14 protein-coding genes are annotated in these 23,748 nt (G+C 61.1%); 3 read left to right on the top strand and 11 right to left on the bottom strand.

The window, feature by feature from the left end; all coding sequences use genetic code 11:
- Nucleotides 1–74 precede the first annotated feature (74 nt).
- Nucleotides 75–758 (bottom strand): porin family protein, encoded by a 684-nt coding sequence (locus tag LGH70_RS00285; protein ID WP_226181591.1) that lies wholly within the window; start codon nucleotides 756–758, stop codon nucleotides 75–77.
- A gap of 238 nt (nucleotides 759–996) precedes the next feature.
- On the opposite strand from LGH70_RS00285, the gene LGH70_RS00280 reads away from it, so the two are divergent.
- A complete protein-coding gene (locus LGH70_RS00280) occupies nucleotides 997–7,119 on the top strand; it encodes an alpha-2-macroglobulin family protein (RefSeq protein WP_226181589.1) in 6,123 nt (2,040 codons plus the stop codon).
- A gap of 141 nt (nucleotides 7,120–7,260) precedes the next feature.
- Entirely contained in the window at nucleotides 7,261–7,734 is a 474-nt protein-coding gene (locus LGH70_RS00275; protein WP_226181587.1) for a hypothetical protein, read from the top strand.
- 78 nt (nucleotides 7,735–7,812) lie between these two features.
- Here the strand turns inward: LGH70_RS00275 and LGH70_RS00270 are convergent, their stop codons facing one another.
- The 3 genes from LGH70_RS00270 to LGH70_RS00260 all read right to left on the bottom strand — a co-directional run bounded on the left by LGH70_RS00270 (nucleotide 7,813) and on the right by LGH70_RS00260 (nucleotide 9,846).
- Nucleotides 7,813–8,139, bottom strand: coding sequence for a 2Fe-2S iron-sulfur cluster-binding protein (locus LGH70_RS00270; RefSeq protein WP_135394894.1), 327 nt, complete (start codon nucleotides 8,137–8,139; stop codon nucleotides 7,813–7,815).
- Nucleotides 8,140–8,224: 85 nt separating this feature from the next.
- On the bottom strand, nucleotides 8,225–9,241 hold the full coding sequence (locus LGH70_RS00265) for an NAD(P)/FAD-dependent oxidoreductase (RefSeq protein ID WP_226181585.1): 1,017 nt from the start codon (nucleotides 9,239–9,241) through the stop codon (nucleotides 8,225–8,227).
- 191 nt (nucleotides 9,242–9,432) lie between these two features.
- Nucleotides 9,433–9,846: an STAS/SEC14 domain-containing protein gene (locus LGH70_RS00260; protein WP_226181583.1), complete on the bottom strand. Its 414-nt coding sequence runs from the start codon at nucleotides 9,844–9,846 to the stop codon at nucleotides 9,433–9,435.
- A 381-nt stretch (nucleotides 9,847–10,227) separates the two neighbouring features.
- On the opposite strand from LGH70_RS00260, the gene LGH70_RS00255 reads away from it, so the two are divergent.
- A complete protein-coding gene (locus tag LGH70_RS00255; RefSeq protein WP_226181581.1) occupies nucleotides 10,228–10,884 on the top strand; it encodes an acetyltransferase in 657 nt (218 codons plus the stop codon).
- A 22-nt stretch (nucleotides 10,885–10,906) separates the two neighbouring features.
- On the opposite strand, the gene LGH70_RS00250 is transcribed toward LGH70_RS00255, so the two are convergent.
- From LGH70_RS00250 to uraD, 7 genes are all read right to left on the bottom strand, one after another.
- Nucleotides 10,907–12,376, bottom strand: coding sequence for a glutamate synthase subunit beta (locus LGH70_RS00250; RefSeq protein WP_226181579.1), 1,470 nt, complete (start codon nucleotides 12,374–12,376; stop codon nucleotides 10,907–10,909).
- Between the two features lie 138 nt (nucleotides 12,377–12,514).
- Nucleotides 12,515–17,038 carry a glutamate synthase large subunit gene (gltB, locus tag LGH70_RS00245; RefSeq protein WP_226181577.1) on the bottom strand — a complete coding sequence of 1,508 codons (4,524 nt, stop codon included), beginning with the start codon at nucleotides 17,036–17,038 and terminating at the stop codon, nucleotides 12,515–12,517.
- 375 nt (nucleotides 17,039–17,413) lie between these two features.
- Nucleotides 17,414–18,097: a response regulator transcription factor gene (locus LGH70_RS00240; RefSeq protein WP_226181575.1), complete on the bottom strand. Its 684-nt coding sequence runs from the start codon at nucleotides 18,095–18,097 to the stop codon at nucleotides 17,414–17,416.
- Nucleotides 18,098–18,233: 136 nt separating this feature from the next.
- Nucleotides 18,234–20,600: a SulP family inorganic anion transporter gene (locus LGH70_RS00235; protein ID WP_226181573.1), complete on the bottom strand. Its 2,367-nt coding sequence runs from the start codon at nucleotides 20,598–20,600 to the stop codon at nucleotides 18,234–18,236.
- A gap of 739 nt (nucleotides 20,601–21,339) precedes the next feature.
- Nucleotides 21,340–22,776 carry a DUF6986 family protein gene (locus LGH70_RS00230; RefSeq protein ID WP_226181571.1) on the bottom strand — a complete coding sequence of 479 codons (1,437 nt, stop codon included), beginning with the start codon at nucleotides 22,774–22,776 and terminating at the stop codon, nucleotides 21,340–21,342.
- A gap of 47 nt (nucleotides 22,777–22,823) precedes the next feature.
- Entirely contained in the window at nucleotides 22,824–23,162 is a 339-nt protein-coding gene (gene uraH / locus LGH70_RS00225) for a hydroxyisourate hydrolase (protein WP_226181569.1), read from the bottom strand.
- The gene (uraD, locus tag LGH70_RS00220) at nucleotides 23,159–23,665 is read right to left on the bottom strand and encodes a 2-oxo-4-hydroxy-4-carboxy-5-ureidoimidazoline decarboxylase (protein WP_226181567.1); all 507 of its coding nucleotides are present in this window, start codon (nucleotides 23,663–23,665) and stop codon (nucleotides 23,159–23,161) included. Before uraD ends, uraH begins: the two co-directional genes overlap by 4 nt.
- Nucleotides 23,666–23,748 lie beyond the last annotated feature (83 nt).

The following is a 23,748-nucleotide window of genomic DNA, read 5'->3' as shown; positions in this document are numbered from 1 at the left end:
CCGGGAATCTTTACTCCACAAAAAAAGCCTCTCCTGGTCAGGAGAGGCTTTTTTTATTCTGACAGTCGAATAAACTATTCGCCGAAGAAATACGAGATGCTCAGGGTGAACACACGGTTCTTGAACTCGAACTCAGGATCTTTGTCGTCCTCGTCGTTAGGAACTAAGTTCGACAGGCCCAGGCCGTAGCCCAACTGTGCCTGGATAGGGCCGGCTTTGTAGCCAACACCAGCATTCAGGCCAAAATCAAGGGCGCGAACGTATTCGGTTTTTTCGGCGTCGCCTTCCTTGCTGGCAAACTTGATGTCGGCTTCGCCGCTCGACTTTTCGCCGTTATCATCCTCTTCGAACTTCGATTTGCCACCAATGCCAAAACCTACATAAGGACCAGCAAATACCTGGAAGCCTTCAGTGCCACCGGTGGTATACACCAAGTTTACTGGAATTTCAGCGTAGCTCAGGCGAGTAGTTGCCTTGAAAGAATAATCATCTTCCTCCTCTTCGAGCTTGTAGCCCTTCTGCGAGAACAGCAAGGAAGGCTGAACCGACAAGTTGCCAAACTGAGCATTCAGCGTCAAGCCAACCTGGGGAGCAAAGATGGTCTTCGTGTCAATTTCGATGCTGCCGGGCAAATCGGTAGCAATGTTAGCTACGTTCAGGCCTACGCGGGGGCCGAAGGTAACCTGGGCTTGGGCCGAAGTAGCACCGGCTACCATCAGGGCGGCGGCCAGCAGGCCGTGTTGTAATTGCTTTTTCATAATGCTCTAGGGAGAGAAGATGAAGAATAGGTGAAAATTGTGTGATTGAGCGCTCAAATATAGGACTATGAGAAGGATTTTATTTCAATATGGCAGTATTACTTAGTTGAAATATTATAAAATAATTAGAGAAATATCACAAAATGCTTATAATCAGATGCTTGTTACTACAAGGCAGTGGTTGTGGAAATGAGGTAGCCGGGGCATCATAACTTGCAAACCCCTTCGTTTCTGCCGTATGCGCTCTTTTCTCCTGTTTGTACTGTTTAGTTTGGCTATGCTCATTGGTTCTTCAGCCCCCTTGCTGCCCGCGGCTCCCGACCCGCGCAAGTGGAAGCAGATAGATGCGCTGCTCGCCAAGAATCAAACCGCGTCGGCCGCCACGCTGGTGGAGGAGCTCTACCGGCAGGCCCGGCAGCAGCAGGATACGCCCGAGTACCTGCGGGCCCTGCTCTACAAGCTGCGCCTGCTTGAGGCAAAGGAAGAAGAGGCCGATGAGAAAGCCATTGCCCTGCTCGAAGCCGACTTGAAAGTCGCCCGGTTTCCGGCCCGGCCGGTTCTGCACAGCCTGCTGGGCCAGTTGTACGCCGCCTACTACCAGCAGCACCGCTACCAGCTCTATAACCGCACGGCGGGCGGCGCGGCCAGCACCGCCGATATCCAAACCTGGGATGCGGCCCGCCTCGGCAGCGCCGTGGTGCGCCACTACCGGGCGTCGGTAGCCGATGAGCCCGGGCGCCAGCAGCAGGTACTGCTCAAAAGCCTGGGCTACGCCATAGAAGGCGGCACGGCCGAAACCCGCAGCCTGCGCCCCACGCTCTACGACGTGCTGGCTCACCGTGCCATCGATGCCCTGGGCAACGAGGAATACTATATCACCCGGCCCGCCGAGCAGTTTCAGCCCACCGACCCGGCCCTGTTTGGTCCCGCGCCGGAATTTGCCCGCCTGCCGCTGGCGGGTCCCGCCGCCGATTCGCTGAATGGGCGCCTGCATGCGTTGCGGGTGTTGCAGGAGCTGACGGCCTTTCGGCTGCAACAGGCCGGCAACCGCGCCGCCCTGGCCAGCGTGGACCTCAAGCGCATTGATTTCCTGCGGTTGAGTAGCCCGCAGTTGTCGGCAGCCTATCTGGCGGCTCTGGTGCGGCTGGCCGATGAGTACCGGGCGTTGCCCATCAGCACCGAGTTTCTGGCCCGGCAGGCGCAGGAGTACCGTGCCGGTCAGCCCGAGCAGGCCGTAGCCGCGGCCCGTACGGCGGAAGAGCGGTTTCCGACTTCGCGGGGCGCCAAAATGGCCCGGCGGATTCGGGAGGAAATCGAGCAGCCCACGCTGAGCTTCAGCACAGACGAGGTAGTGCTGCCGGGCCAGCCCTGGGCCCTGGCCGCCTCGGGGCGCAACGTACGGGAGCTGCACGCCTGGGCCTACCGCATTACTCTGGACGAATGGAAAAGCTACCAACGCTACCAGCAGCGGCGGGAAGTGCTGTTTGCCAAACGCTACGCCCGCGCCCTGGCTACTGCGCCTGCGGCAGCCTGGACGGTGCCCGTACTCGCCGCGCCCACGCGCTACGCCCCCCAGGAAATCACCGGGGCCGGGGCCGCCCTGCCCCTGGGCCACTACCTGATTCTGCTCAGCAACCAAGCCTCTGAACCCAGCAAGGCCCGGCCTGGCGGCACAACCAGCTACGCGGTGCTGTCGGTGAGCGAGCTGAGTGCCCTCACGCGCTTTGATGATAAGCAGCGCGAAACCAGCGTCCTGCTGCTGCACCGTCGCAGCGGAACCCTGCTGCCCGAGGCGCGGGTGATTCCCGTGCTGGCGCGTTATAATTCCAAAACCCGCCAGACCAGCTACCGGTCCGGCCCCGCGCAGCAGCCTGATGCCACCGGTGAGCTGCGCTTTCCGGCTACCGAGCCGCAAACTGTAGCCGCCGGCCAGGAATACCTCGATGGCGTGCAGGTAGTACGCGGCGCCGACACGCTCGAAATCGGCGGCTTTGCCGGCTACCACCCAGCTTATTACGAGCCGAGCGAGGCCCATACCCAGCGCCAAACCTTTCTCTACACCGACCGCAGCATCTACCGGCCGGGCCAGACGCTGTATTTCAAGGGTATCGTCGCGGAAAACACCGGCGGCAAGGCCCGGCTGTTGGTAAATGAGGCTGTGACGGTGCGCCTGGTGGATGTGAACGGGCAGACAGTTCAAACAATGCCTTTTACCAGCTCGGTTTTTGGCAGCTTCCATGGCTCCCTGGTATTGCCCACGGGCCTGCTGAACGGGCAGATGAGCCTGCAGACCGAGCACGGCAGCGTTGGTTTCGGGGTGGAAGACTACAAGCGGCCCACTTTTGCCGTCACCTTTCAACCCATAACCGGCACACCAGCGCTGGGCAAGGAAATAACCCTGCGCGGGCAGGCTGCGGCCTACGCCGGCCAGCCCGTGGATGGCGCCACGGTAAGCTACCGGGTAGTGCGGCGCGTGCTGCTGCCCCTGTTCAGCTACGACGGGCGCGGCCTGCCGGGCCGGGAAGGAACAACTGAAATAGCCCAAGGTACCGCTCAAACCGATGCGGACGGCAACTTCACGGTGAGCTTTGTAGCGGCGCCAAGCGACGTGCCCGCGGGCCTGCGCTGGCAGCCGGGCCACCTGTTTGAGGTAACGGCCGACGTGACGGATGCCGCCGGCGAAACCCGCACGGGCAAAGAAACGGTGTTGGTTGGCAACCAGCCGGTGCAGCTGCGCCTGGAAATGCCCGCCCTGCTCGACCGGCAACGCCTGCCCGCGCTGCACCTATATAGTATGGGCGCTACCGGTCAGCCCCGGCCCGTGGCAGGCACGCTCCGGCTCTACGCCCTGACGCCCCAAGCCCGGCCCGCCGGCCTGCCGGAGTTCATCCCGGTTTCCGAAGACAACCAGCCCTTCGACCAGAAGCTGGTGCGGGAGCTGCCGTTCTCGACCGAGAAAACCTCCGTGCTGGACCTGAATGCCGTGCTGAGTGCCCTGCCCACGGGCCGCTACGAGCTGGAGGCCCGGGCCACTACCGCCGACTCGGCCCAGGCGCGGCAGCGGTTTACGCTCTACGATTCGCAGGCCGCTACTATTCCGTACGCCACCCCCGATTGGGTCGTGAGCCTGCAGGATACGGTAGCGGCCGGCCAGACGGCCACGCTGCTGCTGGGCAGCCGCAACGCTGATACCCGCGTGCTGCTCGAAGTGGAGGGTGGGGGCCAGCTGCTGCGCAAGGAATGGCTGACGCTGGCCGCCAACGAGCAGCGCCGCGTGCTGGTACCCGCCGACCCGAGCCTGCAGGGCCGGCCGCTCTACATTCATATCACCCAGGTGCGCGACAACCGCCTCTACCGCCACACGGCTGTGGTGCGCGTGGTGCTGCCGCCCGCGCCCCTGAGCCTGGGTATTGCCACTTTCCGCGACAAACTGCAGCCGGGCCAGAAGGAAACCTGGCGCGTTACGATTCGGCAGGCAGATGGCAAGCCCGCCGACGGTGAGCTGCTGGCCACGCTCTACGACCAGTCGCTGGACGTATTTCAGCCGCACTCTTTCGCCCCCCTGGTGTTTCAGGACAACTATTATCCCATCCGCTTTGCCTGGCAGGGTGAATTTGCGCAGCTGAACTCGCGTGTGCTGTTCCTGACCAAGCTGAGTCCGGAGCCCGCCGCCTTAGTGTATCCAGCGCTAAATACCTGGGGTGCTTTCGACCGAAATGGGGGCGGCATGCTGTACGAGGCCATGGTAGTTAGTGATGCCATGGCCGCGCCGGCTCCCGCTGGAGCCCGCGCAAGCCGGATGGCCAAAGCTATGAGCGTGCAAGGCAATGCCGCGGCACTTGGCGGGGTGGCAGAGGAGCAGCAAGCCGGAATGAACGACAGCCAGCCGCGCCCCGACTTATCAGGCGTGCAGGCGCGTAAGGACTTCCGCGAAACGGCCCTCTGGCTGCCGGCGCTGCGTACCAATGCCCAGGGTGAAATGGTGCTGGAGTTTCAGATGCCCGAGGCCGTGACGCGCTGGCAGCTGCTGGCCCTGGCCCACGACCAGCAGCTGCACACGGGGCTGCTGCGCCGTGAGCTGCTCACCCAGAAACCGCTGCAGGTGACGCCCAACGCCCCGCGCTTTTTCCGGGAAGGCGACCAGCTGCGCTTCTCCGCCAAGCTCAGTAACCTCACCGCCCAGCCCCTGAACGGCACAGCCCAGCTGTTTTTGCTTGATGCCCGCACCCAGCAGCCCCTGGAAAGCCGCCTGCTGAAAGGCGCCGCCCAGCAGAACTTTGCCCTGGCCGCCAACCAAAGCAGCGCGGTGGAGTGGGAGCTGACGATTCCGGAGACGGCCGAGGGACAAGTGCCGCTGGAAGCCATAACCTACCGCGTGGTAGCGCAGGGGCAGGTAGCCGGTGGGGAGCAGAAAGCCGGAAAAAAGACGAAAGGCGAAAAGCGCCAAGCCAGAAACGAGCCGCCCGCCACCTTCTCCGACGGCGAGGAAAATACCCTGCCGGTGCTGACCAACCGGGTGCTCATTACCGAAAGTCTGCCGCTGCCCATCGTGGGCCCGGCCACCCGCGAATTCGTGCTGCCGAAGCTGGCCAGCACCACGTCGGCTACCCGCCGCAACTATTCCCTGACGCTGGAAATGACGGCCAACCCGGCCTGGTACGCTGTACAGGCCTTGCCCTACCTGCTGGAGCCGCACTACGAAACCTCCGAGCAGGTATTCGGCCGCCTCTATGCCAACCTGATTGCCGCCCGTATTCTGAGCCAGAACCCGAAGTTGCAGCCCGTGCTGGCCGAGTGGAAGCGCGCCGCCCAGGCCGGCAACCAAGCAGCCCTTGCCAGCAAGCTGGAGCAAAACCAGGAGCTGAAAACGCTGCTGCTCCAGGAAACGCCTTGGGTGCGTGAGGCCCAAACCGAAACCGAGCGGATGCGCCGTCTCACGGAGCTATTCGACGGGGCCCGGCTGCAGCGCGAAACAACCCAGGCTCTGACCAAGCTGGCCCGTATGCAGCAGCCCACCGGCGCCTTCCCGTGGTTTGAGAAGATGCCCGATGACCGCTACATCACTCAGCTGATCGTGGCCGGGTTTGGCAAGCTGCGCCAGCTGGGGGCCTTCGATGCTCAGCAGGACGCGCTGGCTCGGCCCCTGCTGGACAACGCTCTGCGCTACCTCGACGAGCAGCTGCAGCAAGACTACACGGAGCTGCGCCGGCAGAAGAACGTGGACCTGAAGCAAAACCACCTCCAAGATCTGCACATTCAGGCCCTGTACGCGCGCAGCTTCTGGCCCCAGCCGACCGTAGTCAAAGCGGCCCAGCCAGCCTTGGCGTATTACCAGCAGCAGGTCGCCACTCACTGGGCCGGCCAGACGCGCTACCTCCAGGCCCTGACGGCCCTGGCGCTGCACCGCGGCAAAAGCCAGCCAGCGGTGGTCAAGGATATTATGCGCGGGCTTTCCGAAAATGCCCTGCACTCGCCCGAACTGGGCATGTACTGGAAAGAAGTGCGCGGCGGCTACTATTGGCGCGAGGCACCCACCGAAACCCAGGCCACGCTCATTGAGGCCTACGACGAAATCAGCAACGACCAGAAAGCCGTGGATGAAATGAAGCTGTGGCTGCTCAAGCGCAAGCAGACGCAAAGCTGGGAAAGCACCCGCGCCACGGCCGATGCCTGCTACGCCCTGCTGCTGCGCGGCTCCGACTGGCTGCAGCCCGCCGCTCCGCTCCGGATACAAGTGGGCCCGGAAACGGTGAAGCCCACTTCCCAGCAGGCCGGCACCGGCTATTTCAAAACCACCTGGCCGGCGGCTGATGTTAAGGCTGCCCAGGGCACCGTGACGGTACAGAAGCCGGATGCCGGCGTGGCCTGGGGAGCCTTGTACTGGCAGTACTTCGAGCAGCTGGATAAGGTGACGCCCGCTGCCACGCCCCTGAGCCTGGAGCGGCAGCTGTTTCGGGAGCAGCGCACGGCGGGCGGCCCGGTGCTCGAGCCGCTTACTTCCAGCACGCCGCTGCGGGTTGGCGACGTACTGGTAGTGCGCCTCGTGCTGCGCTCCGACCGCGACCTGGAGTACGTGCACCTAAAGGACCAAAGGGCGGCGGGGCTGGAACTAATCGGCCAAACCAGCGGCTACCGCTACCAGGGCGGGCTGGGCTACTACGAAAGCCCCCGCGACGCGGCCACGAGCTTCTTTCTGAGCAGCTTCCCCAAGGGCACGCACACCTTCGAATACCGCCTGCGCGCGGCCCAAAGCGGAAATTTCTCCGGCGGGCTCAGCCAGATTCAATGCCTGTACGCGCCCGAGTTTACCAGCCACGCGGCCGGGGCCCGGGTGCAGGTCGAGCCACTTGGAAGGAGGTAGAAAGAAATTGCATTTTTCAGGACCAAACCCTGCCTGGGGTAGCTGAAAAGGGCTTTGACTCGGTCTAAACTCCTTAGTGGTTTGTTATTAGGAAACGGCAATAGTAATTTTGCCATTTCCTAGTCTTTTGCAATAATGCCTATGCGTACCTTATCTGTTCTGGCTGGCCTACTGGTTTGCAGTGTGTCGGCCTTCGCTCAAGGAGGAAAAAAAGCCGTTTCGACCGACCACAGGGGCCAGGTAGCCTTGCCCGTTACGGCGCCGCTGCCCGGCGAGGAAAAGCTCTCGTCCCGGGAGCGGGCCGAGCGCGACTTTCTGATGCCCGTGCGCCGCAAGCAGGCCGCCGCCCTGAAAGCTGCCGCGCAGGAAGAAGCCGCCAGCCAGGCTACCACGGCCACCAACGAGGCTTCAGCCCGCAACTTTATTGGCCCGGAAGAAGCCAAGCCCGAAGAAGCCGCCGCGCCGGCCGCCAAGCCCGCCGCCCGCCCGCGCGCCACGCACCGGCACAGCTCTTCGTCGCACCGCCGCTCCAGCAGCTCGGCCCGCAAGCACACCACCAAGAAGAAAAGCAGTACCACCAGGAAAAAGAGCAGCTCCAAAAAGCGCCGCCGCTAAGCCACCGGCCGCAGCCGATTGACTAATAAAAAAGGAGAACCAGCCCGGTTCTCCTTTTTTATTAGTCAATCGGCTGCCCTACGTATTCTGGGGCATGAGGCGCACGACCAGGCCATCGAGGCGGTTGGTGATGCGGATCTGGCAGGACAGGCGGCTACCCTGGGTCATGATGGGCAGGCTTTCGAGCATGGCCAGCTCGTCGTCGCTGGGCTCGTCGAGGGCGGGGCCGGCCAGTACTTCCACGTGGCAGGTGCCGCAGAGGGCCATACCGCCGCAGGTAGCCTGAATATCGTAGCCGCTGGCCTTGAGCACTTCCATCAGGCTCAGGGCCATGTCGGTGGGGGCTACCACCTCACGCCGCTGGCTGGGCGCTTCCTCTACATATACGCGTACTTCGTCGGTCATATTCTTGGTTTATGGTTTCTTGTTTTTAGCTTTTGGCTTCTGGCGCAGAGCGTCTGTCCAAAAGCCAAAAACCAAAAACCAAAAACTACAGAGTGGGCACCCCGTTTACGGTCGTGTATTTCAACACGTACTTCTTATCGGGGTTGATGTATTTGAACGCGCCCTGTGCCATCAGCGCGGCCTCGTGGAAGCCGCAGAGAATAAGCTTGAGCTTGCCCGGATACGTATTGATGTCGCCGATGGCGAAAATGCCGGGCACCGAAGTCGAATAATCGAGCGTGTTCACCTTCACCGCGTCGTCTTCCAGCTCCAGACCCCAGTCGCCAATCGGGCCGAGCTTGGGAGTGAGGCCGAAAAGGGGAATGAACGAGTCGACGGGCAGGGTTTCGGCTGTGCCGTCGTTGCCGGTTATGGTCACGGCCTCCAAGCCATCCTGGCCGTGCACGTGCGTCACGTTCGACGACAGCACCAGGCGGGCACGGCCGGCTTCGTGCAGGTTCTTTACTTTCTCGGCCGAGTCGGCAGCCCCGCGGAAGGTGGTGCCGCGGTGTACCAGGGTTACTTCCTTAGCCACATCGGCCAAGAACACGGTCCAGTCGAGGGCCGAGTCGCCGCCGCCGGCAATGACGATGCGCTGGTCGCGGAAGGTTTCGGGGTCGCGCACCATATAGTATACGCCGCGGCCGCCTTCGTAGCTTTCCAGGCTCTCAATGGCAGGCTTGCGGGGCTCGAATGAACCCAGGCCGCCGGCAATGGCAATGGCCTTGCAGAAGATTTCGGTGCCGTCGGTGGTAAAGAGCTGAAAGGAGCCGTCGTCGAGCTTGGCCAGGCGCTCCACCCGCTCGCCGAGCGTGAAGGTGGGGTGGAAAGGCTCGATCTGGCGCATCAGGTTCTGGACCAGGTCGCCGGCCAGAATGTCGGGAAAGCCGGGAATGTCGTAAATCGGCTTCTTGGGATAAATCTCGGACAACTGCCCGCCCACCTGGGGCAGGGCGTCGACCACGTGGCAGCGCAACTTCAGCAAGCCAGCCTCAAACACCGCGAATAAGCCCACTGGGCCCGCTCCGATAATGCAGATATCGGTAGAAATGGAATTGGTCATGAACAAAGCAATAAAATGAGCGGCCCACGGCCAGAGGCTTAACAGCTAAACCTCTGAAATCGTTGGCGTAGACGCCCGTTTAGCCCTGGAAACCCGTGCTAAACGTCACTGACCGTGGTGGCCTTCTGCTCCGTGCAAAAGCCTAACGGGCCGCAAAGATACAAACAAGACGGGCGTTTGCGTAGCCTTCCTTACGCTTTGGTTAGCCAGGCCACGGCCTCCGGCATCTCACTGAAAAAGCGGAACTTCAGGGGCGCGGCTATTTCGTCGCCGATGGCACGGGCGGCCAGCCGGCCTAGGGGTGTCTGGTTCTCCACGATGGCGCAGTGGCTGTAGCCAGCTTCGCGCACGGCCTGCGGAACCCAGTGCTGGGCTATCCACTGCTGGGCGCCCAGAGGCAGGGGCTGGCGGCGGCGGTGGTCGGTGAGCAGGCGGCCGGTGCGGTGGTGCTTCAGGGCCTGCAGCGCGTGGGCATATAGCGCCTGCAGCTCGTTTTCATTAGTTGCTGCCTCGGTCCAGGCCAGCTGTACGTACCCAGCACCGTGGTAGGAAATAGTGCACAGGGCATTGCGGAAATAGCTGGACGCGGGAGCGGGGTGAAGCATGGCGTAAAGAAACGATACCAGCCGGCATGTTCAACGGAGAATCTGGCCGTAGGCGGTTTTCTGGTGGATCTAGTGCGGCTAAGCGAAGTAAGTTGCTTGCTGATAGGGCTTCAACTGTAGTATAGCAAAGGCAGCCAGTAAGCTTGGAGTGAGATACTACAGCGCTGAAAACCTGGTAGTATCGAAAGATATTTTAGCGCTATACCTATTTGAATCGGCAATAACCTCTGGAATAGCCGTACCTTTAATGACTTGTTATCAAACGACAGGAAAATGCTGCTGGTAGGTTTTTGTTAAGCTATTCTATAGGCATACACGTGTTTTTTCACCCCAGGAGCATAAAAAGGCCTCTTGGCCTTACGCTTTTCGTCGCTTCTTCCTATGCAGATTGTTATTTACGGAATTGGTAAGCAGGCCCAAATGACGCATTACCTCTTCACCCACGACAGCCCCGACGAAGTAGTAGCCTTTTGCGTCGATGCGGCCTATCTGCCGGCGGATAACGGGTTATTTATGGGATTGCCGGTCGTCAGCTTTGAGAGTCTGGAGGACCACTACGCCCCGGCCGACTACGTGCTACACATTGCCATCGGCCAGGTCAAGGGGCGGCGGCGCGTGTACGAAGCGGCCAAAGCGCGGAGCTATTCCTTTGCTAGCTACATTTCCTCCAAAGCCCAGACCTGGCCCGACCTCGTGGTGGGCGAGCATGTGTTCATCGACCCCATCTGCTTTATCCACCCATACGTGACCATTGGCGACAATGCTATGCTGCTGGGGGTAATAGTTGGGCATCACAACTACATTGGTAGCCACTCCACTATTTCGGCCTGCACCATCGGCGGCGGCGCTACCATTGGCTACGGCACGTTCATTGGCATGGGCACGGTCATCAATGAAAACCTGGTTGTCGGGAGCAACAACATCATTGGGTCGGGATGCTTGGTTACCCGCTCTACGGCCGACAATGCCGTGTTTTCGGCCCCGGCCACCAAGCCCCGCGCCATTGATGCCAGCCGCATAGCCATGTTCCGCAAATAGCCGGGTCAGGGCCAGCTACGTCTCAGGCAAACATTCCCACGGCGTCCTTGCTGGGCAGCGCGGTTTTGCCCGTCAGCAGCGCGTCTACCTCACGCGCTACTTCGCGGCCTTCCGAAATAGCCCAGACTACCAACGACTGACCCCGGCGCATGTCGCCGGCTACGAAAACCTTGGGGAGGTTAGTCGAATACGCGCCTTCCTGGGCCCGCACGTTGCCCCGGTCGTCCAGCGCCACGCCCAGCTGCTGGAGCATGCCCTCGTACTGCGGGGCGGCAAAGCCCAACGCCAGCAAGACCATCGTGCAGGGAATTTCGCGCGCCGAGCCCTCGATTTCGGTGAACTGCAGGCGGCGGCCCAGCACGTCGGTTTCCCAGGTGATGTCCGTCACCAGCAAAGCCCGCAGCTGCCCGTTCTCGTCGCCCAGAAAGGCTTTGGTATTGATGCCCCAGTAGCGCTGGCAGCCTTCCTCGTGGGAGGTGCTGGTCCGGAAAATGGCCGGCTCCTGGGGCCAGGGCGTGTGGGCGGGCCGTTCGGTGCCGGGCTGGTGCATCAGGGCAAACTGCGTAACCGAGCGGGCCTGCTGGCGGTTGGCCGTGCCCACGCAGTCGGAGCCCGTATCGCCGCTGCCAATGACCACCACATCCCGTCCTTCGGCCCAGAGCGGGGCCGCTTCAAGGGGTAGGCTGCTCACGCGGCGGTTGTGCTGGGTAAGGTAGTCCATGGCGAAGTGAATGCCCGGCAGCTCCCGGCCCGGAATAGTCAGGTCGCGCGGGATGGTGGCCCCGCCGGCCAGCACCACCGCGTCGAAGGTGCGGGTCAGCTCCTCGGCGGGCAGGTCCCGGCCGATTTCGGTATTGCAGCGGAATATTACGCCGTCATCTTCCAGCAGCTGAATCCGCCGGTCAATAACCCACTTGTCGAGCTTGAAATCGGGAATGCCGTAGCGCAGCAGGCCGCCGGGCTTGTCGTCGCGCTCAAACACCGTGACGCTGTGGCCCGCTTTGGTGAGCTGGGCCGCCGCCGCCAAGCCCGCCGGCCCCGAGCCGACTACGGCCACCGTCTTGCCCGACTTAAGCACCGGGGCCGTGGGCTGCACGTAGCCTTTGGCGAAGGCAATTTCGATGATGTGCTTCTCAATTTCCTCAATGGCCACTGGGGCCGAGTGGATGCTCAGCACGCAGGCCGACTCGCAGGGGGCGGGGCAGATGCGGCCGGTAAACTCGGGGAAGTTGTTGGTCGACGACAGAATCTGGTAGGCTTCGAGCCAGTTCTGCTGGTGCACCGCGTCGTTGAACTCGGGAATGATGTTGCCCAGCGGACAGCCGGCGTGGCAGAATGGAATGCCGCAGTCCATGCAGCGGGCCGCCTGCTCGTTGAGCTGGGGCTCGGAGTAGGTGCCCACAAACTCGTTATTGTGCTGAATCCGCTCCTGCGGGGCCGCTTTGGGCGGCAATTCGCGGCTAAATTCCTTGAAACCGGTGACATGTCCCATATGCTGTTATATCGTGTCAGTCATGTGAGAGCAGCGGAGCGCCCGTGGTCAGTTGTTGCAGCAACCGACGCTCAGCTTCGCCCAAGGGGCACTCCGGCTGCGCTCAACATGACGTACTTTTCTAATTGGATAAGCGTGTTAGCTGGCGGTGGCGTAGTGGGCCTGCTGCAGCACTTTTTTGTATTCGGAGGGAAAAACCTTGACGAAACGGCCGGCTTCCTCCGGCCAGTTGCCGAGCAGGTAGGCCGCCAATTGGCTGCCGGTAAGCTGCTGGTGCTTGCGCAGCAGGGCCTGAATCTGGGCTTCGTCGTCGGCGTCGAGCGGGTCGAGCTCCACCATTTCCTGGTTGCAGTTGTCGGGGAAGCTGCCGTGCGGGTCGTATACCCAGGCAATGCCCCCGCTCATGCCGGCCGCGAAGTTGCGGCCTGTGGCACCCAGCACCAGGGCCCGGCCGCCGGTCATGTACTCACAGCCATGGTCGCCCACGCCCTCCACCACGGCCGTGGCCCCGGAGTTGCGCACCGCAAACCGCTCCCCAGCCTGCCCGCGCACAAACAGCTCGCCGGACGTAGCGCCGTAGAGGGCCACGTTGCCGATGATAATGTTGTGCTCGGGCACGAATTTGCCATCAACGGCCGGGAAAATGGCGAGCTGCGCCCCCGAAAGGCCTTTGCCGACGTAGTCGTTGGCTTCCCCTTCGAGGGCAAACGACAGGCCTTTCACGCTGAAGGCCCCGAAGCTTTGCCCCGCCGAGCCGTGGAAGCGGAAGTTCACTGTGTTTTCGGGCAGCCCCGCGGCGTGGTAGCGCTTGGCTATTTCGTTTGACAGCAGCGTGCCAATGGTGCGGTCGGTGTTGTGCACTGCGAATTCCGCAAAAACGGGAATCCGCTCTTTCAGGGCGGGCTCGGCGTGGGCCAGCAGCTGCCAGTCCAGGATGTTGTCGAGGCCGTGGTCCTGAGCTTCGCTGTGGTGCAAGGTACCGCCCGACGGATTCGCACCGGGATACAGAATGCCGTTCAGGTCGAGCTTACGGGCTTTCCAGTGGGTTATTCCTTCGCGCACTTTCAGAAACTGCGTGCGGCCCACCATTTCGTGGATGGTGCGGAAGCCCAGCTCGGCCATGATTTCACGCAGCTCCTCGGCCAGAAAGCGGAACAGGTTCACGATGTGCTCGGGCTGCCCGCTGAAGAGCTTGCGCAGCTCCGGGTCCTGGGTAGCCACGCCCACGGGGCAGGTGTTCAGGTGGCATTTGCGCATCATTACGCAGCCACCCGCTACCAGGGCCGCCGTGGCTACGCCCCATTCCTCGGCGCCCAAAAGTGCCGCTACGGCCAAGTCGCGGCCGGTTTTCATCTGCCCGTCGGCCTGCAGCACTACCCGGCTGCGGAGCTGGTTGCGCAATAATGTCTGGTGGGCTTCGGCCAGGCCCAGTTCCCAGGGCAGACCGGCGTGCTTGATGGAGCTGATAGGCGAGGCGCCCGTGCCGCCGTCGTAGCCGGCAATCAGAATCACGTCGGCGTGGGCCTTGGCGACGCCCGCCGCAATAGTGCCCACACCGGCTTTGCTCACCAGCTTCACGTTGATACGAGCGGCGCGGTTGGCGTTTTTGAGGTCGAAGATGAGTTGGGCCAGATCCTCGATGGAGTAGATGTCGTGGTGGGGCGGGGGCGAAATCAGGCCCACGCCGGGCGTGGCGTGGCGCGTTTTGGCAATCCAGGCGTCCACCTTGTGACCCGGCAACTGCCCGCCTTCGCCCGGCTTGGCGCCCTGGGCCATCTTGATTTGCAGCTCGTCGGCGTTGGTCAGGTAGTGGGCCGTGACGCCGAAGCGGGCCGAGGCAATCTGCTTGATGGCCGAGCGCATCGAGTCACCGTTGGGTAGCCGCTCGTAGCGCATCGGGTCCTCGCCGCCTTCGCCCGTATTGCTTTTGCCCCCGATGCGGTTCATGGCAATGGCCAGGGTGCTGTGGGCCTCATGCGAAATCGAGCCAAACGACATGGCGCCGGTGGCAAAGCGCTTCATGATATTTTCGGCCGGCTCCACTTCCTCAATAGAAATAGCAGGCCGATGGCGGGCAAAATCCAGCAGGCCGCGCAACGTGAACATCCGCTCGGGCTGCTCATTCACCAACTTGGCGTAGCGGCGGTAGGTTTCGTAGTTGCCGGTGCGGGTGGCCAGCTGCAGCAGATGCACGGTTTCGGGGTTGAACATGTGCGCCTCGCCCCGCCGCCGCCACTGGTAGATGCCGCCGTCGGGCAGGAGCTGCTGCTCTTCGGGCGTGGTGCTTTTGAAACCCTGAAAGTGCTTGTAAAGCGTTTCGCGGGCAATTTCGTCGAGGCCCAGCCCGCCAATACGGGTTACGGCGCCGGTGAAGTAGCTGTCTACTACCTCCTGGTTTAGCCCCAGAATCTCGAATACCTGCGCGCCGTGGTAGCTCTGCAGTGTGCTGATGCCCATTTTGGAGAAGATTTTCAGCAGCCCGTCGCACACGGCCTTCACGTAGTTCTTCACCAGCTGGGGCGCGTCCTGGCTCGTGCTGAAGTCGCCTTCCTGCTGCATGGTCTGGATGGTGGCCAGCGCCAGATACGGGTTGATGGCCGTGGCCCCAAACGACAGCAAACAGGCAAAATGGTGCACTTCCCACACGTCGCCGGCTTCTACCACGAGGCCCACTGAGCCCCGGTAGCCCTTGCGGATCAGGTGGTGGTGCACCGCCGATACGGCCAGGAGCGACGGAATTGGGGCGTGCTTGGAGTCCAGGCCCCGGTCCGACAAGATCAGCACTTCGAAGCCGTCCTTTACCGCGTCTTCGGCGTAGCGGCACAGCCGGGCAATACCATCCTGCAGGGAGCCGGGCTTGCCGTCGGCCTTGAAGTAGGAGAGCAGCGTCTTGGCGTTGAACATGCCCGTATCGATGCTGCGCAGCTTCTCCAGCTCGTGGTTGGTCAGAATGGGCTGCCGCAGGGCCACGCAGTGGCAGTGCATCTTGTCCTCGTCGAGGATGTTGCCGTTGTTGCCGATAAAGGTGGCCAGACTCATCACCAGCCGCTCTCGAATCGGGTCAATCGGCGGGTTGGTGACCTGGGCAAAGAACTGCTTGAAATAGCTGCTCAGGTGCTGGGGCTGGTCGGAAAGCACGGCCAGGGGCACGTCCACGCCCATCGAGCCGATGGGCTCCTTGCCTTCCAGGGCCATAGGCGTGATAATCGTGTCGATATCCTCGCGGGTGTAGCCAAACACCTGGTGGTACTTGAACACCGAATCGGCGGCCAGGTCAGTAAACACCTGGCGCGGCTCGGGCAGCTCTTCCAGCCGGATCTGGTAGTCGTTCAGCCACTCGCCGTAGGGCTGCTGGGCGGCGGCCTGGGCCTTGATGCCCTGGTCGGTAATAATCTGGCCGGCCACGGTGTCAATCAGCAGCATCTTGCCCGGCTGCAGGCGGCCTTTCTGAATAACTGTGGATTCGGGAATGCCCAGCACGCCGGCTTCGGAAGCCACCATCACGCGGCCGTCGTCGGTTACCACGTAGCGCAACGGGCGCAGGCCGTTGCGGTCCAGCATGGCCCCAATTTTCTGGCCGTCGGTGAAAATAAGGGCCGCCGGCCCGTCCCAGGGGGCCATAAACGTGGCGTGAAACTCGTAGAACGCCTTTTTCCACGGGTCCATCTGGGTGTTGCCGTCCCAGGCTTCGGGCACCAGCATCATCATCACGTGGGGCAACGAGCGGCCTGAGTGCAGCAGGATTTCCACGATGTTGTCGAGGCAGGCCGAGTCCGACTGCCCTTCGTCGATGACGGGCAGCAGCATGTCCATTTCCTCTGGCGAGAAATAGGGCGAGGCGTAGCTGCGCATGCCGGCGTAAAACCAGTTCAGATTGCCCCGCAGGGTGTTGATTTCGCCATTATGCGCCAGCAGGCGGAAAGGCTGGGCCAGTTTCCACGACGGAAACGTATTGGTGGAAAAGCGCGAGTGCACCATGCCAAAGGCCGAGGTTACCCGCGCATCCGACAAGTCGGGGAAGTAGCCGCGCACCTGATACGTCGTGAGCTGGCCCTTGTAGACGATGGTTTTGCACGACAAAGACGCGAAGTAAAAGTCGCCGCCGGCTTTGAGGTTGGCTTCCAGCACCAGCTTGGTGATGTAGCGGCGCAACACGTAAAGCTTCCGCTCGAAGTCTTCGGGCGTGGCAACACCAGCTGGGCGGCCAATGAATACCTGCTCCATATCGGGCTCGGCAGCCAGGGCTGTGGGGCCGATACCAGCCGGGTTGACCGGCACGGGCCGGAAGCCCAGCACGGCCATGCCCAGCCGGGCGGCGGCATCCTGAATAAGCTGGCGGCAGGCGTCTTTGGTCGAGTGCTTTTTAGGCAGAAACACCATGCCCACGCCGTAGCTGCCGGGCTCGGGCAGGCGAATGTTCAGGGCGGTACATTCTTCCAGCAAAAACCAGTGGGGCAGCTGCAGCAAAATGCCGGCCCCGTCGCCGGAGTCGGAGTCGCAGCCACAGGCGCCGCGGTGCTCCATGTTTTCCAGCATGGTCAGGGCATCGGCAATAATCTGGTGCGACTTCTGCCCGTTCAGATACGTAATAAAGCCCGTACCACAGGCGTCGTGCTCAAACTCGGGGCGGTACAGACCCTGCGCGCTCATATCGGGATTCATCGTAAATCAGTGTCGTAGGTGGTCCGTCGGCGCGTGTGGATGCAGGCCGAAAGGGCAAGATATTCCCCTGCACGAAGCAGGCACGCCAGACTTACTCGCCACTACGATTTCCAACGGCGCCCAGAAGGTATATTAAGCGCTTGTAAATGCTTGTTAATAAGTCATTAAGCTGATTTTGTAGTGCGTGGCTCCTACAACCGCCGATGCCGGATGCACCGGTGCTACGGCCCGAATCAAAGCAACAAAAAGGGCTTCAGGCCGCGGCTTCACTTCGCTGCGGCAGCCGGGCTTGCAGACCCGGGCGAAGCAGCTAAGCAAAGCGGCGGGCTGAAGCCCCGGGCCACTTTCACTAACTATCCTACGGTAAGAATAACATCAGGCCGCCCGGTCTTCCAGAATGTAGCCGATGCCGTTGAGGGTATGAATCAGCTTGGGCTCAAACTCCCGGTCAATCTTCTTGCGCAGGTAGTTCACATACACGTCCACCACATTGGTGCCGGTGTCGAAGGCCAAGTCCCAGACTTTGTGCACGATTTCGTGGCGGGTAAGGGCCCGGCCCTGGTTGTGCATAAAGTACTCCAGCAGGGCCAGCTCCCGGCCCGTGAGGTCGATGCGCTTGTTGCCGCGCTTCACAATTTTGCTGCTGCCAAACAGCTGTAGGTCGGCCACTTTCAACACTTTCTCCTGGGGCTCAGCGGCCGGATAGCGGCGGTGCAGGGCGCGCAGGCGGGCCAGCAGCTCGCCAAACTCAAAGGGCTGCACCAAGTAATCGTCGGCGCCGGCATCGAAGCCCAGCAGCTTCTGCTCGGTCGAGTTGTTGTCGGTAAACATGAGCACCGAGAGCTTATCGTAGTGCTGCCGGATGTGGCGGCACAGCTCGAAGCCGCTGACGTCGGGCAAATCGGCTTTCAGCAGCACGGCCGTGTAGCGGGTGGCTTCCAGCATTGGCTGGGCGGAGGCGGCGCTCAAGGCTACGGCTACCTCGATGTCGTGCTGTTCGAGGCTGCGCTTGAGCAGGGCCGCAGCCATCAGGTCATCTTCTACCAGTAATAGTTTCATCCTCGCGTAAGTAGGTAGAGTGGCGTTGGCGAGCCAGCCGGCCCGCTTAAGGACCGGACTGACGCGACAACAAGACTGAAAAAGGAACTTAGGGTGGGATGGGAATCGGGGTGGGGCTAGCGGGGGTGGCTCGGGGCTACGGCACGCCCAGGGCCGCGTCGCCGTCGAAGGGCGGAATGGCGATGATGGGGCCGCGGCCCGCGCCGGTGTTCACTGAGTAGATGGACGGAGCCTGGTGCAGATTGCCGGCCAGGCGGCGCAGGCCTTCGGGAGCTACCTGGTAGCGGAAAATGGTGTCGTACTCGGCAAAGTCGCGGCGTACGTCCACTTCCAGGTCCTGAATAACGCCGCCGTGGATGTCGTAGACCCAGCCGTGCAGGTGCAGGGGCTCAGTGGCATTCTGCACCGTTTCGGTCTGGTGCAGGTTGTAGACCTGCTCAATAACATTGAGCTCCACGAGGCGGCGGTACTGCTCGTCCTCGGTTTCCAGGGCGCCCAGCTCGTGGTTGTGTTTGTGCATCACCTCGCGCACCGTGCTTAGCCAGTTGCCCACCACGCCCTCGTCCTCGTTCTGCATGGCCGCTTTCACGCCGCGGCAGCCGTAGTGCCCGCACACGATGATGTGCTTGATGTGCAGCTGCTCGACGGCGTATTGCAGCACCGAGGCCAGGTTCAGATCGGTGCTTACCACCAGGTTGGCCACGTTGCGGTGCACGAATACCTCGCCGGGAGCCGTGCCCGTCATCTCACTCACCGACACATGGTTGTCGGAGCAGCCGATGAACAGGAATTTGGGCGTTTGCTGGGCCGTGGCCTCGAAAAAGCGGGGGTTGCGGCGCAGCTTCTCGGCCACCCAGTTGCGGTTGTTTTCGAAGAGCTTATAGTAGGCCTCGAAGTCGGCCTCCTTGCTGCTCACGTGGGGCTGGCTGGCAATATTCTGGGCGTAGTCGTCGCCTTTGCGCAGGAAAATCAGCTGGATGTTGCGCTGACGGGCCGTTTCGCGGAAGTTCTCGATGGCGCCCAGCACGTCGCGGTCAATATAGGCCGAGTTGGTGCCGTCAATTTCGACGGTGGTGTTTACTGGAATGTCCTTGAGCACGGTCATGATGCTGGCCTTGTTCAGAAACGAGACATGCTCGCCCAGGCTGATGCGCAGGTGCTCCTCGCCCTGCACCGTGTAGCTCTGGAAAAAGTGAGCATTCTTGTAGGTTTCGCGCAGCACAAAGAACAACCCCACCGCGGCTCCGATGCCGATGCCGATGAGCAGATCGGTCACCAGAATGGCGGCAATCGTGACGATAAAGGGCAGGAACTCGGTGATGCCGGCCTGAAAATGCTGCCGGAAGATGCTGATGCGGGCCAGCTTGTAGCCCGTCACGAGCAGGATGGCGGCCAGGGCAGCCCAGGGAATCATGTTGAGCAGGCTCGGAAACAGAATCACGCTCAGCAGCAGCAGGCTGCCGTGCACCAGGGCCGCCAGCTTGGTGCGCCCCCCGGCATTGATGCTCACCGAGCTGCGCACGATAACCGAGGTCAGGGGCAGGCCGCCCAGCAGGCCGCTCACCACGTTGCCTACGCCCTGGGCTTTCAGCTCGCGGTTGGTGGGCGTTTTGCGCTTCAGCGGATCCAGCTCGTCGGTGGCCTCCACGGCCAGCAAGGCTTCCAGACTGGCTACCAACGCAATGGAGAAGGCGGCGGTGTAGATTTTCAGATTGGCCAGCTGCGTGAAGTCGGGCAGGGTAAACAGGCCGACAAATTCATCGGCGCTTTTGGGCACGGGCAGCTGCACTAGGTGGGTGCCAGCCAGCATGTAGCTGGGGTCGAGCAGGCCGGCCAGCGTATTCAGCGTCACGCCGATGATGATGACGACCAGCGCGGCGGGCACGGCCGAGAGCACCGCATTGCGCTTGAAAAACGGCTGTTCCCAAGCAATAAGCACGGCTAGGCTTACCAGGGCAATGACCAGCGCCGTGGGGTTAAACTCGCGCAGGGCGTGTTCCAGCAGGGATTCCAGGTTGCCGCCGTTCCAGGAAAACAGGGCCAGGGACTCGACGGCATCCGCGTCGTAGCCCATGATGTGGGGCAGCTGCTTGAGAATCAGAATGATGCCGATGGCCGCCAGCATGCCCTTAATAACGGAGGAGGGAAAGAAGTTGCTGATAACGCCCATCCGGAGCACGCCCATTACTAGCTGCATGAGGCCGGCCACGCAAATGGCCAACTGCAGGGTTTTGAACGAGCCCAGCGCCTCCAAGCTGCTCACGACCACCAGAATAAGACCGGCTTCCGGACCGGAAATACTCACGGCCGAGCGGCTCAGCGCGCCCACCACCAGCCCCCCGACGATACCGGCTATGATGCCGGAAAACAGGGGCGCGCCCGAGGCCAGCGCAATGCCCAGGCACAGCGGCACGGCCACCAGAAACGATACCAGACCGCCCTGGAAATCGTTTTTTAAGTAGGAGAAGTCCCAAGTTTTGGGAGCAGCGGATATGGTAGACATAGGCGTAGGAAAAGGCATGGAAAGTCCGGCACTGTCAAAAAGCAGTGAAGCAGCGGGAAGTCAGAAAGGAGAAGAAAGCAGAGCCGGCCACGTGGAGCCGGTTGCGGGCAAAGCAAGTCTAAAGGAGGTTTCTACTTAGGAATGCCAGTAAAGAAGATTCTTAATCAGATGATTAAAGGATCTGATGCAAATGTAGATTGTAAATACGGGGTCAGAATTAAAGCAGTATTATAAGGTTGTTAGAATGTTGTTAAAAATAAATTAGAAATCGATGAAAGAATTATGTTTCAAAAACTTGTTTGTTATTAGTAAAGAACAAATTTAATATTGGTTTAATAATATGTTTTATTGGCATTAACTATTTTATTGTCAGATACTTATAATGTGATTAATCATGCTGACTGGGAAATGTGTGACTTTTATTTTGGTAGCATCGTGCTGTATGAAAAGGCTTTAATAAAGCGTTAAGAGAGTTTAATGCAAGTTGTTTCAAACAAATTGCTGGCTTTTGTATGGTGTTATTTGCTGATTTTAGGGTGGGTGATTAATTGGCTTTAATAATTAGTGTAAAGTGTGTTTGTTGCTTCTTTTGCTAGCCTGAAATAGTGAGGGGCGCATAACCGCAATCCGGAAAAAGTGTTTGTGTATCGGCCACAATGTTTGTACACCGGCCACAAAAAACACCCCACCAGCCATTCAAAAATGACCAGCGGGGTGCGCGGTTTAAGGGCTTAGAAAACTATGCTTTCTGCTGGCGCCGGCCTTCCAGAATGCGGAAGAAGGACCGGGTGTGAATTTCATCCAGGGTGAGGCCCGTGGCCAGCACTTCCTCTTCCGTAATGGCGCCGCAGTTCATGGCTTTCAGGAAGAAGTTGAGCAGGCCCTGGCCCGTGGCGGCATCATCGAAAATGTCGCCGGTGAGGGTGGAAATAGCGGCCCGCTCCACAAACGTCTTCAACCGGTTCAGCGCGTCGTCGTAGCTGCTCAAGAAGAAGTTGTAGGTAGCCGCGTAGCGCATCGGCAGCTGGGCCGGGTTCAGGTCCCAGCCCTGGTAGAGGCCGTTGATAAGCGAGTGGGTGGTGTGGTGGAAGCCCTGGCGCCAGGCGTTGTGCACCGAGTCGCGGTTTTCCTTGAGCTGCTCGAAGCTGAGGTTGTCGCCGCGGTGGGGGCCGATGGGCATGACGTTGGTGGCCCCGTCGGAGAGGAAGATGCCGGTGCCGCCCAGGGCCACCTTGGTCATGTGGTGGGCAAAGTCGCAGACGGGGTGGGCCATGGTCTGGTACTTGGCCGTAATGCCGGCCGAGGCGGTGTAGTCGTAGGTGCCGAAGTGGGCGGCCACGCAGCGGCCCTCACTGGCCCGGATGATGCGCATGAGCGGGTTGCGGCCTTCCTCGTCCATGATGATCTGGGTGGCCTCCACCATGGTTTCCATTTTCAGGGTGCCGGGCGCGAGGTTGTTGGCTTGCTCAATTAGCTCGAACAGGCGCACCATGGTGGTCATCTGCTCCGGAATGGTTACTTTGGGCAGCATCACCACGAAGTTGTCGGGCAGCTTGCCGCTGGTGGCTTCGAGCAGAGTGGTCAGGAAAATGTCGAGCGTGCGCACTCCACGGGCCTTCAGGTCTTCGGTGAAGGGCTTGATGCGGATACCGATAAAGGGCGACAAGGTGCCGTTTGCCAAGCCCTTGGCCACTTCCTGGGCGGCGCGCACGGCGGTTTCGTCTTCTTCCGCGTCGGGCCGGTTGCCGAAGCCATCCTCAAAATCAACCCGGAAATCTTCTACCGGCTCGGTTTGCAGCTTCTTAATAATCTTGTTATACACCGAGTACGCCAGCCAGGCGTGCTCCTGCTTGCGCTCTTCGGGGCTCATGGCGTCGAGGCGCTGGGTCAGGGCCACAATGTCTTTCTCCAGGGTGGGCAGGTGCTCGTAGCCCTTGAGCTGGAGCACGCGGGCCAGTTCGGTGAAGTTGGGCGCGTAGCTGCGCAGGTTGTTCAGGGCAATGTCGCCCATGCGCACGCAGGTATCCGACTTAAACAGGTTGGCCCCGCCGTACACGGTGTGCACGGGCTGCCGGTCGGGTTTGTCGCCGGGGTAGGTTTGCTGAAAGTGGCGGTTGGCCACGCCCAGCTGCTCCAGCAGCTGGCTTTTCTCGGTGTCTTGGAGGCTTAGTTTCATATGGGAAGGGTAGGCGGGAATTTGAAAAAAGGCAGCTAGAGCTGCAATCAGGAACCGCGGTAGGTGCTGTAGCCGAAGGGGTTGAGCAGCAGGGGAATGTGGTAGTGCTCGGCGGCCAGCACGTTGAAGACGATTTCCACGAAGGGGTAAAAGATGGTAGTGCCCTGCCGCTCGAAGTATTCCTGGGTGAAAAACTTCATCTGGTAGGTGCCCAGCGGCAGCTGTTGGCCTTGGGGCAGCAAGTCGGGGATGCGGCCATCCTGGTTGGTGCGGCCCCGGGCCAGCTCCACCCAGGTTTCGCTCTGCAGGGCGGCCAGGGCAATGGTGACGCCCTGAGCCGGGCGGCCTAGGGTGGTATCCAGAATGTGGGTGGTAATCTGACTCATGCGGCTAATAGTTTTTCGAGGCGGATACGGGTGATTTTGTCCTGCTCGGCCATGGCAACGCGGATTTCCTGCTCGGGTGAATTCGGCAGCCGGGCCTGCAGCAGGGCCAGCATTTCCTCGGCCGACTTGCCCGTGGCGCACACAATAAAGATGTAGCCGAACTTCTGCTCGTACTGTTCATTGCCCGCCGCCAGGGCCTCCAGCGTATTCTGCGAGGCCTGCTTCACGGCGCCCTGCTCGCCCTCGGCCCACTGGCTGGTGCTGGCAAACTTCTCCTTCAGCGAGTTCACGTCCCCGATTTTAGGGTGGTGGGTGAAGGCCTCGCGCCAGTCGGCTTCCGCCAGCTCGTGCCAGATGGTGCTGGCCTGCGCAAACAGCGTATCAGCGTCGGGAACGGGGAAAATGGCGTTCAGGCGGCTCACCCAGGCGGTGGCGCCGCAGCACTTGGCCAGGGCCTCGGCGCGGGCCGGCGCGGGCCGGGAGTTGAGTTCGGGTAAGGTCATGGAGGGCGGCAGACGCAACACTGAGAATCGTCTGTCATCCTGAGCAGCGCGAAGAACCTTATGCCAGCTGAACGATTATCGTA

Origin of the sequence: Hymenobacter nitidus, from assembly GCF_020447315.1 — a bacterium.
GTDB lineage: Bacteria > Bacteroidota > Bacteroidia > Cytophagales > Hymenobacteraceae > Hymenobacter > Hymenobacter nitidus.
Note: the sequence above shows the minus strand (reverse complement) of the source record. Positions and strands in the feature narration are given on the sequence as shown.

Coding starts and splice junctions, on each gene's coding strand:
- LGH70_RS00285 (WP_226181591.1), bottom strand. CDS start 758: ATGAAAAAGCAATTACAACACGGCCTGCTGGCCGCCGCCCTGATGGTA.
- LGH70_RS00280 (WP_226181589.1), top strand. CDS start 997: ATGCGCTCTTTTCTCCTGTTTGTACTGTTTAGTTTGGCTATGCTCATT.
- LGH70_RS00275 (WP_226181587.1), top strand. CDS start 7,261: ATGCGTACCTTATCTGTTCTGGCTGGCCTACTGGTTTGCAGTGTGTCG.
- LGH70_RS00270 (WP_135394894.1), bottom strand. CDS start 8,139: ATGACCGACGAAGTACGCGTATATGTAGAGGAAGCGCCCAGCCAGCGG.
- LGH70_RS00265 (WP_226181585.1), bottom strand. CDS start 9,241: ATGACCAATTCCATTTCTACCGATATCTGCATTATCGGAGCGGGCCCA.
- LGH70_RS00260 (WP_226181583.1), bottom strand. CDS start 9,846: ATGCTTCACCCCGCTCCCGCGTCCAGCTATTTCCGCAATGCCCTGTGC.
- LGH70_RS00255 (WP_226181581.1), top strand. CDS start 10,228: ATGCAGATTGTTATTTACGGAATTGGTAAGCAGGCCCAAATGACGCAT.
- LGH70_RS00250 (WP_226181579.1), bottom strand. CDS start 12,376: ATGGGACATGTCACCGGTTTCAAGGAATTTAGCCGCGAATTGCCGCCC.
- gltB (WP_226181577.1), bottom strand. CDS start 17,038: ATGAATCCCGATATGAGCGCGCAGGGTCTGTACCGCCCCGAGTTTGAG.
- LGH70_RS00240 (WP_226181575.1), bottom strand. CDS start 18,097: ATGAAACTATTACTGGTAGAAGATGACCTGATGGCTGCGGCCCTGCTC.
- LGH70_RS00235 (WP_226181573.1), bottom strand. CDS start 20,600: ATGTCTACCATATCCGCTGCTCCCAAAACTTGGGACTTCTCCTACTTA.
- LGH70_RS00230 (WP_226181571.1), bottom strand. CDS start 22,776: ATGAAACTAAGCCTCCAAGACACCGAGAAAAGCCAGCTGCTGGAGCAG.
- uraH (WP_226181569.1), bottom strand. CDS start 23,162: ATGAGTCAGATTACCACCCACATTCTGGATACCACCCTAGGCCGCCCG.
- uraD (WP_226181567.1), bottom strand. CDS start 23,665: ATGACCTTACCCGAACTCAACTCCCGGCCCGCGCCGGCCCGCGCCGAG.